Source organism: Vibrio mytili (assembly GCF_000830505.1).
Taxonomy (GTDB): domain Bacteria; phylum Pseudomonadota; class Gammaproteobacteria; order Enterobacterales; family Vibrionaceae; genus Vibrio; species Vibrio mytili.
Map to the genome: position 1 here is coordinate 89099 of NZ_JXOK01000037.1, position 13042 is coordinate 102140.

The window sequence follows — 13042 nt, forward strand, 5'->3', positions numbered from 1 at the left end:
TGCTTTCAGGAGTCAGTTGTGAAAATAGCAATGCTTAGTACCGGTGAAGAAGTCCTTCATGGTGATATTGTTGATACAAACGCGGCTTGGATGTCGAGTTTGTTTTATCAACACGGATTTGGTCTAACGAAACGCTCTACGGTGGGCGACAAACTCTCTGCTTTAACAGAAGAGTTTTTAATGCTGAGTTTTAACAATGATATCGTTATTGTTAATGGTGGATTAGGCCCAACGACAGATGATATGAGTGCGGCTGCGGCGGCAAAAGCAGCTGAATGCAAATTAATATTGTTTAAAGAGTGGTTAACTCATTTGGAAGGGATTTATTCTCGCCGTGGCATTCCAATGCCAGATAGCAATCTCAAACAAGCGATGCTTCCTGAAACCGCCGAAATACTAGATAACCCTATTGGTACAGCCTGTGGCTTTAAGATGCTGATTAACGATGCGGTTTTCTATTTTACTCCTGGTGTGCCAAGTGAGTTTAAGCTTATGGCCGAGACGCAGATTTTACCCGATCTCAAGCGTACGTTTCCTGAAGTGCAAGGGGCATCGTGCAGTCGCATTTACACATTTGGTCTCTCCGAGTCGGTCATCTCCGACAAACTCGATCCCATCAAGTTGCCGCAAGGTTATGAGCTCGGCTACCGTTCTTATATGCCTTTCATTGAAGTCAAGCTTTTTGGCCCTAGTGACCAGTTTGAGCAGCGTGCGAAGCTGATGCAATTGATTCACAAACATTTGGAGTCCAACACCGTCAGTGTCGATTTACCTATGGTCGAGCATGTAGGACAATTGCTGACTGATAAAGATTTGACTGTGTCTGTGTCAGAAAAAAGCAGTGCTGGCTATCTGACCTATTGGTTAAACAGGGACGAGAAAACAGCGAATCAACTTGGACATGGTTGGATATTGCCAAATGGAGGCCAAAAACTGAGTAATGAAGGTGATCTCTTAGCCGCTGTATTTGCTTTGGCGGGCGCGACTCGAGAAAAGTGTGGTACCGATTTGTCATTAGCCACTGGCGTTATTGAGGATGGTCTTTTTTCTGTCGCATTGTCTACACCAGAAGGAGAGTGGGGGGCTGGCTATAAATTATCGAGAAATTATCAACGCGATGACCTTGTCAAACTGATCAGTGTCGCGGCACTAGATTTACTTCGTCGTTACTTAGAACGTAAGCCTATGTTTGCTCACTACTCGTCATTGGAAAGTGTGAAACAAATGCATATTCCTAGCAGTGCGCTCTAATTGATATTAGAACACGACAAAAAAAGCCAAGACAATTCAATTGCCTTGGCTTTTTAGTTTGCGCTTCATCAGTGGCGTTATGCGCGCTTTTCTTTCATAACGTAGTTCACGCCACTGAGTGACAAGTTTGATTTTGCCTTACAAATACAAGGAAGGATTTCATCCCCTTGTGTGTAGGCCATCGCAAAACCAACATACTCGACTTCTCCGGATTCCAACTTGCAGCGACATGCCCCACAGTGACCGTCTCGGCAGTTGTATTCTGGTAGTAAGCCAGCTTGCTCCATTGTTTCCAAAATCGTATTAGAAGGGTTGGATTCGATGCTAATAAGTTTGTTGATTTTGAGTGTCGGCATTACAGCTCAAATCCTTCAAAGTCATCTGAGCGGACTTCATTATCAATTTGACCAACAAGGTAAGACGAGATTTCAGCCTCTTGCGGTGCGACCTGAACGTTGTCAGAAGATAACCAAGCATTGATCCATGGAATCGGGTTTGACGTTGCTTCTGGATAAGCAGCGGGAAGTCCGACCGCGCTCATTCTGATGTTGGTGATGTATTCAACGTATTGACTTAAAATGTCTTTGTTCAAGCCAATCATTGAACCATCTTTAAACAAGTATTCTGCCCATTCTTTTTCTTGCTCAGCCGCATTCTTAAACAAATCGAAACACTCTTGTTTCGCTTCTTCTGCGATTTGCATAAACGAGAAGTCATCCTGACCGTTACGTAGCAGGTTGATCATGTGCTGGGTGCCGTTTAAATGCAGCGCTTCATCACGTGCAATCAGTTTGATGATTTTCGCGTTACCTTCCATTAACTCACGTTCAGCGAAAGCAAATGAGCAAGCGAAACTCACGTAGAAACGAATAGCTTCTAACGCGTTGACCGACATTAGACAGACGTACAGTTTCTTTTTCAGATCGTGCAAGCTGATGTTGACTGTCTCACCATTAATGACATGCTCACCTTCACCGTAGCGATGGTAGTCGTTAGTCATTTGGATTAGGTCATCATAGTAATGCGCGATGTCACCCGCACGCTTCAGGATGTGTTCGTTTTCAACGATATCATCAAATACCACGCCTGGGTCATTGACGATATTGCGAATGATATGCGTGTATGAACGAGAGTGGATTGTTTCAGAGAACGACCAAGTTTCAATCCACGTTTCTAACTCTGGTAAAGAAACCAGAGGAAGCAAAGCCACGTTTGGGCTACGGCCTTGGATAGAATCCAGAAGCGTTTGGTACTTCAAATTAGAAATGAAGATGTGCTTCTCATGATCTGGCAGTTTGTTGTAGTCGATGCGATCGCTCGATACGTCTACCTCTTCTGGACGCCAGAAAAAAGAGAGCTGTTTTTCGATCAGTTTTTCGAAGATTTCGAATTTTTGTTGGTCGTAACGAGCAACGTTTACTGATTGACCTAGGAACATTGGTTCCTTTAGCTGGTCATTTTTGTTTTGGTTAAAAGTACTGTAAGCCATAATGCCTCAATTCCTTTTAAACCTCCCACTTGGGGAGGTTTTCGATATTCTATTTCTACGAGTAGTCAGGGTGGTGAAGATTAAATCTTACAACCGCCGCCTGCGCAATCTTCTTCTTCCGGCTGAACTGCATCTTTCTGTTCATCCTTCGCACCATCACGGGTGTTGTGGTAGTAAAGTGTCTTCACACCAAACTTGTACGCAGTCAGGAGGTCTTGAAGCAGTTTCTTCATTGGAACCTTGCCAGTCTCGTAGCGTGATGGGTCGTAGTTTGTATTGGCTGAGATCGCTTGGTCTACGAACTTCTGCATGATACCAACGAGGTGCAGATAACCATCATTAGAACCGATGTTCCAAAGTAGCTCGTAGTTGTTTTTCAGCTCAGCAAATTCTGGAACAACTTGCTTCAAAATACCATCTTTTGATGCTTTTACCGATACGTAACCACGCGGTGGCTCGATGCCGTTAGTCGCGTTAGAAATCTGCGAAGAAGTCTCTGAAGGCATCAGGGCTGTCAGGGTCGAGTTACGTAAGCCATGCTCCATAATCTCTTTACGAAGCCCATCCCAGTCGTAGTGTAATTCTTCGTCACAAATGAGATCGATATCTTTTTTGTACGTATCAATTGGCAGTAGGCCTTTCGCGTAGTTCGTCTCGTCGAACGATGGACATTTACCTTGCTCTTTTGCCAGTGCCACTGAAGCTTTCAATAGGTAGTACTGCATCGCTTCAAAGGTACGGTGAGTCAGGCCATTTGCGCTGCCGTCTGAGTACTTCACACCATTTTTCGCTAGGTAATACGCAAAGTTGATCACACCAACACCTAGCGTACGACGGTTCATAGTCGACTTGTATGCAGCTGGTAGTGGGTAATCTTGGTAATCAAGCAATGCATCGAGAGCACGTACTACCAGATCAGACAGTTCTTCGAAGTCATCCAAAGACTTAATTGACCCCAAGTTGAAAGCAGAAAGCGTACACAGTGCAATTTCACCTTCATTGTCTTCGACGTTAGATAGCGGCTTCGTTGGTAGCGCAATCTCTAGACATAGATTCGATTGACGAACCGGTGCAACTTCAGAATCGAATGGACTGTGGGTATTACAGTGATCCACGTTCTGAATGTAAATACGGCCAGTCGAAGCTCGCTCTTGCATTAATAGCGAGAACATCTCAATGGCTTTGACCGTTTCCTTCTTAATTGAAGGATCGTTTTCGTATTTAACGTAAAGGCGTTCGAATTCAACTTGGTTTTCGAAAAACGCATCGTAAAGCCCAGGGACGTCAGATGGTGAAAACAGTGTGATGTTGCCACCTTCAACCAAACGCTGGTACATCAGTTTGTTCAACTGAACGCCGTAATCCATGTGACGAACACGGTTCTCTTCAACGCCGCGGTTGTTCTTCAGAACCAATAGTGAACGTGCTTCACCGTGCCACATTGGGTAGAACACGGTGGCAGCACCGCCGCGCACACCACCTTGGGAGCAACATTTGACGGCCGTTTGGAAATACTTGTAGAACGGGATACAGCCTGTATGGAACGCTTCACCACCACGGATTTCCGAACCAAGAGCACGGATGCGACCAGCGTTAATACCAATACCAGCACGTTGAGAAACGTAACGAACAATTGAGCTCGCAGTTGCGTTGATGGAATCAAGGCTGTCGCCACATTCGATCAGTACGCATGAACTGAACTGACGGGTAGGCGTACGCACACCAGACATGATAGGTGTCGGTAAAGAAATTTTGAATGTAGACGTCGCATCGTAGAAACGCTTGATGTAATCAAGACGCGTCTCTTTTGGGTATTTTGCGAATAGACATGCCGCCACAAGAATGTATAAGAACTGAGCACTTTCGTAGATTTGGCCCGTCACACGGTTTTGTACAAAGTACTTACCTTCTAGCTGTTTTACCGCAGCGTAAGAGAAGTTAAGGTCACGTTTGTGATCAATATACGAGTTGAGTTCTTCAAGTTCGGCTTGTGTATAGTCTTCTAGAATATGCTTATCATACTTACCCATGTCAACGAGGCGTGCTACGTGGTTGTACAGCGTAGGTGGCTCATATTGACCGTAAGCTTTTTTACGTAGATGGAATACCGCTAGTCGTGCGGCTAGGTATTGGTAATCCGGTGTTTCTTCTGAGATAAGATCGGCTGCAGACTTAATGATGGTTTCATGAATATCTGACGTTGTAATGCCGTCATAAAACTGGATGTGAGCGCGGAGTTCTACCTGAGAGACAGAAACGTTGTGTAGACCTTCTGCAGCCCATGTGATAACGCGGTGAATCTTATCCAGATCAATGCTTTCTTTGCGGCCATCACGCTTTGTGACAGTTAGTTGTTGGTTCATTATGCTTTATTTCCCTAAGAAAACTGATTAAAGCCGTATTTTTGTTTGTTTATGTGCAAGGCATGTAATACTTGCGTTGGCTCTGTGATCAAAGTCTATCTATATATTGTAGTCTAAACACAACATATAGGGGCTCACTTGTTTGCGAGTTACAAGATAGTGCTGTTTTACAGATTGATCAAGTCACAGGTTTTGGATGACTTGTGGATAACTCTGGAAATTAAAATTTTCAGTAAGTGGATACTAACCGATGAGAAAAGGGCACACTTGCTTGGATAAAAGCTGTGTTTTTAGATTGGTTTATAAATAACCGCAGTAAAAAATATTTTCCTTGATCTTTGAGTGTTTTTTCTAGCGAAATACGGCGTGTCGAAAATGGAATCTACAACACGAAATTTGTAAAAAAAAGCAACAAAAAAACGGTAGCTTTGTGCTACCGCTTACTCACTATTCCTTTGAACTTCGGTGGAAACTAAACTACGACTATTGACTTAAAGAGACTCAAAATTTAGTCGTATGAATGATGTAGTTGACGTCAACATTACGACCCAGCTTGTAACTGTCGGTCAGAGGGTTGTAGTGCAAACCTGTAATGCCAAGCTCGGTCAGGTCTGTCTGGTCAATCATTTTCATCATTTCTGCCGGTTTGATGAACTTATCATGTTCGTGGGTCCCTTCAGGGACGATCTTAAGTAACTTCTCTGCACCAACGATTGCAAATAGATATGATTTAATGTTTCGGTTCAGTGTTGAAAAGAAAACATGACCACCCGGTTTGACTAATGCAGCACAAGAACGGATCACCGAAAGTGGATCGGGAACATGCTCTAGCATTTCCATACAGGTAACCACATCGTAGCTTGCTGGATTTTCTGCCGCATGGTCTTCAATCGTCGTCTGGATATACGTCAGCTTCGTTCCTGTTTCCAGTGCATGAAGCCGTGCAACTTCCAGCGGTTCTTTGCCCATATCCAACCCTGTGACAATCGCGCCTTCTTTTGCCATGCTCTCGGCAAGAATACCACCACCACAACCAACATCGAGTGCGTGCTTACCAAACAAGCCATCTGCTTTTTCAAGTACATAGTTCAGACGAAGAGGGTTAATCTGATGGAGTGGTTTGAATTCACCTTCTAAATCCCACCAACGAGAGGCCATCTCTTCAAATTTTTTGATTTCACTAGGGTCGACGTTTTGTGCTTTGGTCATAATGGTTTTACTGCATTCAATCTGATTCCTTTGATGGCGATTAGTATACGCTAACGTTTTATGAGGATTAAACTGATTAATCTCCGTTTTGCTCTGTTGGAGAGGCATTTTTATCAACATTGGCTGAAATGTAACCACTTATCAGAAAGATATCACACGAGTGTGCAAATTCTCGACATTTGAATCTCAACAAAGCTCACAACCTGATAAAAGGAGAGGGAAAGTAATGCCGAAGTGACAAATTGTGTGTTATATTTTTGCACCTTACACGTATCGTAATTACGATCAGATAATAGAGGGATAATGGCTCTATGAGCGATTTAGCTAAAGAGATCACGCCCGTAAACATAGAAGATGAGCTTAGGGGTTCATACCTAGACTACGCGATGTCAGTCATCGTTGGTCGTGCTCTTCCAGATGTGCGTGATGGCCTAAAACCAGTACACCGCCGCGTTTTATTCGCGATGAACGTACTAGGCAACGATTGGAACAAACCATATAAAAAATCAGCCCGTGTTGTCGGCGACGTAATCGGTAAATATCACCCACATGGTGATAGTGCTGTGTACGACACTATCGTACGTATGGCTCAGCCGTTCTCATTACGTTACATGCTGGTCGATGGCCAAGGTAACTTTGGCTCAATCGATGGCGACTCTGCTGCAGCAATGCGTTACACCGAAGTACGTATGGCAAAAATTGCCCATGAACTTCTGGCTGACTTAGATAAAGAAACCGTAGATTACGTACCAAACTATGACGGTACCGAGCAGATCCCTGCGGTTCTTCCAACTAAAATTCCAAACCTATTGGTCAACGGTGCTTCCGGTATCGCGGTAGGTATGGCAACCAACATCCCGCCACATAACCTTGGCGAAGTGATTGATGGTTGCCTGGCATACATCGATAATGAAGACGTCACTATTGATGAATTGATGGATTACATCCCTGGTCCAGACTTCCCTACGGCAGCACTTATCAGTGGTCGTAAAGGCATTGTAGACGCGTACAAAACGGGTCGCGGTAAAATCTACATGCGTTCTAAAGCGGATATCGAAGTGGAGAAGAATGGTAAGGAAACCATTGTCGTCACTGAAATCCCTTACCAAGTCAACAAAGCTCGCTTGATCGAAAAGATTGCGGAGCTGGTTAAAGATAAGAAAGTTGAAGGCATCAGTGCGCTGCGCGATGAGTCCGATAAAGACGGTATGCGTATCGTTATCGAATGTAAGCGTGATGCGGTGGGCGAAGTGGTTCTGAATAACCTTTACGCTCAAACTCAGCTGCAAACGACTTTCGGCATTAACATGGTTGCGCTGAACAATGGTCAGCCACAGCTATTCAACTTAAAAGATATGTTGAAGTGTTTCGTGGATCACCGTCGTGAAGTCGTGACTCGCCGTACGATTTTCGAATTGCGCAAAGCTCGTGAGCGTGCTCATATCCTTGAAGGTTTGGCACTTGCATTAGCCAATATCGATGAAATCATTGAGCTTATCCGTAAGGCACCAACACCTGCGGAAGCGAAAGCGGGCCTTATTGCTCGTGGTTGGGATCTAGGCAACGTAGCATCAATGCTTGAGCGTGCTGGTACTGATGCTGCTCGTCCAGAGTGGCTCGAACCTGAATATGGCATTCGTGATGGACAGTACTTCCTGACTGAGCAACAAGCACAAGCCATTCTGGAACTACGTCTACACAGACTGACAGGCTTGGAGCACGAGAAGATTCTAGATGAATACAAATCGCTTCTCGAAGAAATTGCTGAGCTGATGCACATTCTCTCAAGCACAGAACGTTTGATGGAAGTCATTCGTGAAGAGCTTGAAGCCGTTCGTGAAGGCTATGGTGATGAGCGTCGTACTGAGATTACCGCAGCTAGCCATGACATTGACATGGAAGAGCTTATCGCGCGTGAAGATGTGGTGGTTACTCTGTCTCACGGTGGTTACGTTAAATATCAAGTACTGAGTGATTACGAGTCTCAACGCCGCGGTGGTAAAGGTAAGAGTGCCACTAAGATGAAAGATGAAGACCACATCGATCGTCTTCTAGTGGCAAACACACACGATAACATCTTATGTTTCTCGACTCGTGGTAAAACTTACCGACTCAAAGTTTACCAACTGCCGCTTGCAAGCCGTACGGCGCGTGGCAAACCGATCGTCAATATATTACCTCTTGAAGATGGCGAACGTATTACCGCGATCTTGCGTGTTGATGAATTCTCTGAAGACAAATTCATCTTTATGGCAACGGGTGATGGTACGGTTAAGAAAACACCGTTGAACCAGTTTGCTAACGTGCGTTCAAATGGTCTTATTGCGGTAAACCTACGTGACGAAGATTCGTTGATTGGTGTGGATATCACCAACGGCGAAAACGAAATCATGCTGTTCTCTAAAGCGGGTAAAGTGGTTCGCTTTAAAGAAGCAGAAGAGATTCCAGTGCTTGATGAAAATGGTAACCCGATTCTAGATGAAAACGGTCAACCAGAATTTAAGTTTAAAGGCGTTCGTCCTATGGGCCGTACTGCCTCCGGTGTTCGTGGTATGAAACTGGCTGAAAATGACCAAGTTGTATCACTCATCGTTCCATCAAACGAAGGTGATATCCTTACGGTTACGGAAAACGGTTACGGTAAACGTACAGCACTCAATGAATATCCGACTAAAGGTCGTGGTACACAGGGTGTTGTATCCATCAAAGTCTCTGAGCGTAATGGCCCAGTTGTCGGCGCTATCCAAGTGGAAGAAGGCGAGAGATGATGATGATCACTGATGCAGGTACCCTTGTACGTACCCGTGTTGGTGAAGTAAGCCAAGTTGGTCGTAACACGCAAGGTGTCACGCTCATCCGCACAGCCGAAGATGAATCAGTTGTAGGTTTGCAACGTATCGATGAAGTTGAAGACGCAGACTTACCAGAAGGTGAAGCGATCGAAGCAGCGGAATCGGAAGCAGAACAGCAATCGCCTGAGGCTCCAGCAGCGGATGATTCAGCTGAGGATGCCCCAGAGTAAACCGTACTGTTATTCTTAATCTAAAGGCCGAACGTTATACGTTCGGCTTTTTTGTATCTCGTGATAACTCAAATAGCATTGGTAATACCAATCACAGTAAATAAGTGTTCAGAAATAGCGCAGGAAAAATGCTTGAGAACAAGACGCAATTTTTCGATAAGTAGTTATTCTACAATCAAAAATTGTAACGAAGTTATCGAGTATTTTAACAAGCTAGAATGACCAGTTACTTACTACGATTGGTATAATTATGCGGGAATCGGTAAAGCAAAAACAGTGCTTGTGAGCAAAGAAATAATGCTAAGAAAAGAACAGTTATAAGAGAATAATAATGATAAGCAAATAGCGATTATATTTAGGGTTGGTTATATATTGAACAGGTAAGGATTTTCGAAAATACATAGAGGCATGCTCAATACAACTATTTTGTTGCACGGTTCGATTCTGATGAATAAAGACATTTCAATATCTATCGGACTACAGCAAAACACGGCTCGAAAGGTCAACAGACCCTAGGGGTTGTAAGGTCGCTGGCCTATTCGTTTCTTAAGGCTGGCCGACTATATGCTATTGAACGCATTGTGTATGATGAATCGCAATTTAACTTAGTAACTTTAGAGTCTTAATCTTACAGCCTGTAAGTTTATCCCCTTTTTCTTTATTATGTATTTGTTCGGCATGGGAAAATATTAATACTTAAATTATTTTATGTGACTATCCTTCCACAATATGAAGTAGTCTGTGCAAAGAGAATGTAGAGTGGTATTATTTTTTGGAATTTATGAAGGTTCCAACACTTTACACAGTAAAATATTTTAGCTGGAAAGTAATAGCTCAAGAACTAAGTAGGTATATGCAGTGGACTCAGTTATATCGCAGTTAAAGAAGGACTTTTATGCGCATCTTCGTGCATTGCAGACACCGAAGTTGCCTCAAGTTACGTCAACTCTCAACGTTTTAAGTGATGAGGAAATCCAAGAGCTGGAATCCGCGTGGATAGAGCTTACCGTTTGGAAACGCAATCAGACACATTGATTACCCTTATCGTTAGCAAACCTTTTAATAACCTCAGACATCATTGTCTGAGGTTTTTTTATTGTAGTTTTACATAAATGTTATATTATAACATTTAGTGAGCGTAAAGATGAGCCCGTTAACCTAGATGGGTAAGCCGCTTGGAATAGGTTTGTTCTTTCATTCTGTGGTATTCTCAATATTGAAAAGTGTTGATTCAAACCCCATAGTTGAGAGCAACAAGTTAATCCCATTAATGCGATGATGAAGACGCACAAAGCCAAGCCCAGCAAATTAAAAATCAGATAATGCGTGGCATGGTTGTACCAATCACAGAAGATGAATGGTTAGAAATCGCCTAGTAAAGTCTCAAGAATAGGGCAAGCTTTTCGATAAGCATTTGTTTTATTGAAGACGCTGTTAATGAGACTTCTGACGACACAAGTGACCATTTGTTAACTTGTATGGATAATGTAAAGCGCATCAAGCAGTAAATCGAGTGAGTAGAGATATGGCGGAAGTACGTGCCAGAGTAGATTTTAAAGTCGGGGCTAAAAGTAATATTGATGCCGAAATCCTTTCTTTCCGTGGTCTTAAAACGGATAAAGAACATGTGGCGATTGTTTTTAAACAAGCGGACCAGACCCAAGACACCCCTTTGGTGCGAATGCATTCTGAGTGTCTGACCGGTGATGTTTTCCATTCCTCTCGGTGCGACTGTGGTGAACAGTTGGAAGAAACAATTCAGCTTATGGGCAAATCCGGGGGGATCATCCTATATTTGCGTCAAGAAGGGCGTGGCATTGGTTTGTATAACAAAATTGATGCATATCTTCTGCAAAGTCAGGGAATGAATACTTACGAAGCGAATAACCATTTGGGTTTCGGTGATGATCTACGAGATTTCACTGAAGCCGCTCAAATGCTAGAAGCATTGGGGATAAACAATATTCGTCTTGTCACCAATAATCCTAAGAAAATTCGCGAACTAGCGGAATACGGAATTCAAATTTCTGAGGTTGTGAATACTGCTGCGCACATCAAAGATGGCAATGAAAATTACCTTAAAGCAAAAGTTTCGCACGGTAAGCACAATTTAAAAGTCTGACTGATGTAGACAGACAGTCCGTTATTCATGTTAAAAGCCTCACACAGATGAGGCTTTTTTTGTAACTAAAGTTGAAAAAAAATTGTAAGTTTGTATTATCTAGCGACCAGAGTGCAAATGATAATAATTAGCACTACTAATTACAAAAATGTATGCTCAACAAGGACGCTTTTAATGAATGCAAAAACAGTTCTGGTTCAATCTATCGCCGCATCACTTTTTATAGCGAGTAGTAGTGTCGCTGCTGCTCGCGTCACGCAACAGCAAGTTGTAGAACACTATGCAGACGTTGCTCACGCTGTGTTTGCTGATTCGTTGACAACCGCTAACGTACTTAACGCCAAGATTGGTGATTTTCTTAAAGCCCCTTCTGCTGTCAAGTTAGAAGAAGTTAAACAAGCTTGGCTTGACTCTCGCGTGCCTTATCAACAGTCTGAAGTATTCCGTTTCGGTAACGCCATCGTCGATGACTGGGAAGGTCAACTGAATGCATGGCCTCTAGATGAAGGATTAATCGACTACGTTGCATCAGATTACCAATATGAGCTTGGTAACGAAGGTGCAACAGCAAATATCGTGGCAAATAAGCAACTTACTATTGGTTCTACAGAACTTGATGTATCAACCATCACTCCAACGTTAATCGCGGACTTAAACGAAGTGGGTGGCTCGGAAGCGAACGTTGCGTCTGGGTACCACGCCATAGAGTTCCTGCTTTGGGGACAAGATTTGAATGGTACCAATGCAGGCGCTGGTCAACGTGCATACACCGATTTTGTCATTGGTTCTGAATGTACGAATGATCATTGTGACCGTCGTGGCGAGTATCTGAAAGCGGCTGCTGAGCTACTGGTTCAAGATTTAGAGTGGATGGAAAAGCAGTGGTCGTCAGAAGTAAAAGATAACTACCGTCAGGAGTTAATCAGTGACTCGGCTGAAAATGGTTTACGTAAGATGCTATTTGGGATGGGTTCTTTGTCTCTAGGAGAATTAGCGGGTGAGCGTATGAAAGTTGCTCTGGAAGCTAATTCGACAGAGGATGAACATGATTGTTTCTCTGATAATACGCACAATTCCCACTACTACAATGAGCAGGGCATCTACAACGTTTATACAGGTGACTACAAGCGCCAAGATGGCTCGATACTATCTGGTCCAAGCATTGCGGATTTAGTCGCACAAACGGACGAAAAAGCGGCGCAAGAGATTCAAAAACAGTTTGATACCACCCGCACACAGGTCGGTAAGTTGGTATCATCTGCCGAAAAGAACAATCAACACTTTGATCAGCTGATCGCTTCTGGAAATGCAAAGGGCAATGCTCTAGTCAATGAAACGATTATGTCTCTTGTTGCACAAACCAGTGCCATTGAACGAGCTGCTGGTATCATTGGTATCGATAGCCTCAGTCCAGATACTGCTGATCACGAGTTTTAAGCAAAACTAGAAAAATAATGCTAATCAAAACAATGTATACCAACTGCAAGAAAATAAAACTCGCCCTCTGAATTTTGTATCTTGAGTATATAAGGGCTCTCCCGCAGAGCCCTTAGTTGTTTTGAGCTCGTTGTTATCCATTCTTTAAG

At 43.4% G+C, this 13042-nt stretch carries 9 protein-coding genes; 5 read left to right on the forward strand and 4 right to left on the reverse strand.

Annotated elements, in window-relative coordinates; genetic code table 11:
• The first annotated feature begins 18 nt into the window (after positions 1-18).
• Complete coding sequence (locus tag SU60_RS10500; protein ID WP_041155461.1) at positions 19-1251, forward strand: molybdopterin-binding protein; 1233 nt, start codon at positions 19-21, stop codon at positions 1249-1251.
• A 77-nt stretch (positions 1252-1328) separates the two neighbouring features.
• Here the strand turns inward: SU60_RS10500 and yfaE are convergent, their stop codons facing one another.
• The 4 genes from yfaE to ubiG all read right to left on the reverse strand — a co-directional run bounded on the left by yfaE (position 1329) and on the right by ubiG (position 6312).
• On the reverse strand, positions 1329-1607 hold the full coding sequence (yfaE, locus tag SU60_RS10505) for a class I ribonucleotide reductase maintenance protein YfaE (RefSeq protein WP_041155462.1): 279 nt from the start codon (positions 1605-1607) through the stop codon (positions 1329-1331).
• Entirely contained in the window at positions 1607-2740 is a 1134-nt protein-coding gene (gene nrdB, locus SU60_RS10510) for a class Ia ribonucleoside-diphosphate reductase subunit beta (RefSeq protein ID WP_041155463.1), read from the reverse strand. Before nrdB ends, yfaE begins: the two co-directional genes overlap by 1 nt.
• An 80-nt stretch (positions 2741-2820) precedes the next feature.
• A complete protein-coding gene (nrdA, locus tag SU60_RS10515; RefSeq protein WP_041155464.1) occupies positions 2821-5103 on the reverse strand; it encodes a class 1a ribonucleoside-diphosphate reductase subunit alpha in 2283 nt (760 codons plus the stop codon).
• Positions 5104-5604: 501 nt separating this feature from the next.
• On the reverse strand, positions 5605-6312 hold the full coding sequence (gene ubiG / locus SU60_RS10520; RefSeq protein WP_041155465.1) for a bifunctional 2-polyprenyl-6-hydroxyphenol methylase/3-demethylubiquinol 3-O-methyltransferase UbiG: 708 nt from the start codon (positions 6310-6312) through the stop codon (positions 5605-5607).
• A gap of 311 nt (positions 6313-6623) precedes the next feature.
• Between ubiG and gyrA the strand changes: the two genes are divergently transcribed.
• From gyrA to SU60_RS10540, 4 genes are all read left to right on the forward strand, one after another.
• Entirely contained in the window at positions 6624-9080 is a 2457-nt protein-coding gene (gene gyrA, locus SU60_RS10525; RefSeq protein ID WP_425337375.1) for a DNA gyrase subunit A, read from the forward strand.
• Positions 9077-9334 carry a DNA gyrase C-terminal beta-propeller domain-containing protein gene (locus tag SU60_RS22910; protein WP_425337376.1) on the forward strand — a complete coding sequence of 86 codons (258 nt, stop codon included), beginning with the start codon at positions 9077-9079 and terminating at the stop codon, positions 9332-9334. Before gyrA ends, SU60_RS22910 begins: the two co-directional genes overlap by 4 nt.
• Before the next feature lie 1525 nt (positions 9335-10859).
• Entirely contained in the window at positions 10860-11456 is a 597-nt protein-coding gene (locus SU60_RS10535; protein ID WP_041155467.1) for a GTP cyclohydrolase II, read from the forward strand.
• A gap of 174 nt (positions 11457-11630) precedes the next feature.
• A complete protein-coding gene (locus SU60_RS10540) occupies positions 11631-12893 on the forward strand; it encodes an imelysin family protein (RefSeq protein ID WP_041155468.1) in 1263 nt (420 codons plus the stop codon).
• Positions 12894-13042: the final 149 nt, after the last annotated feature.

Excerpts from the sequence above, each read along its gene's own strand:
- yfaE (WP_041155462.1), bottom strand. The coding sequence starts at position 1,607 with ATGCCGACACTCAAAATCAACAAACTTATTAGCATCGAATCCAACCCT.
- nrdB (WP_041155463.1), bottom strand. The coding sequence starts at position 2,740 with ATGGCTTACAGTACTTTTAACCAAAACAAAAATGACCAGCTAAAGGAA.
- nrdA (WP_041155464.1), bottom strand. The coding sequence starts at position 5,103 with ATGAACCAACAACTAACTGTCACAAAGCGTGATGGCCGCAAAGAAAGC.
- ubiG (WP_041155465.1), bottom strand. The coding sequence starts at position 6,312 with ATGACCAAAGCACAAAACGTCGACCCTAGTGAAATCAAAAAATTTGAA.
- gyrA (WP_425337375.1), top strand. The coding sequence starts at position 6,624 with ATGAGCGATTTAGCTAAAGAGATCACGCCCGTAAACATAGAAGATGAG.
- SU60_RS22910 (WP_425337376.1), top strand. The coding sequence starts at position 9,077 with ATGATGATGATCACTGATGCAGGTACCCTTGTACGTACCCGTGTTGGT.
- SU60_RS10535 (WP_041155467.1), top strand. The coding sequence starts at position 10,860 with ATGGCGGAAGTACGTGCCAGAGTAGATTTTAAAGTCGGGGCTAAAAGT.
- SU60_RS10540 (WP_041155468.1), top strand. The coding sequence starts at position 11,631 with ATGAATGCAAAAACAGTTCTGGTTCAATCTATCGCCGCATCACTTTTT.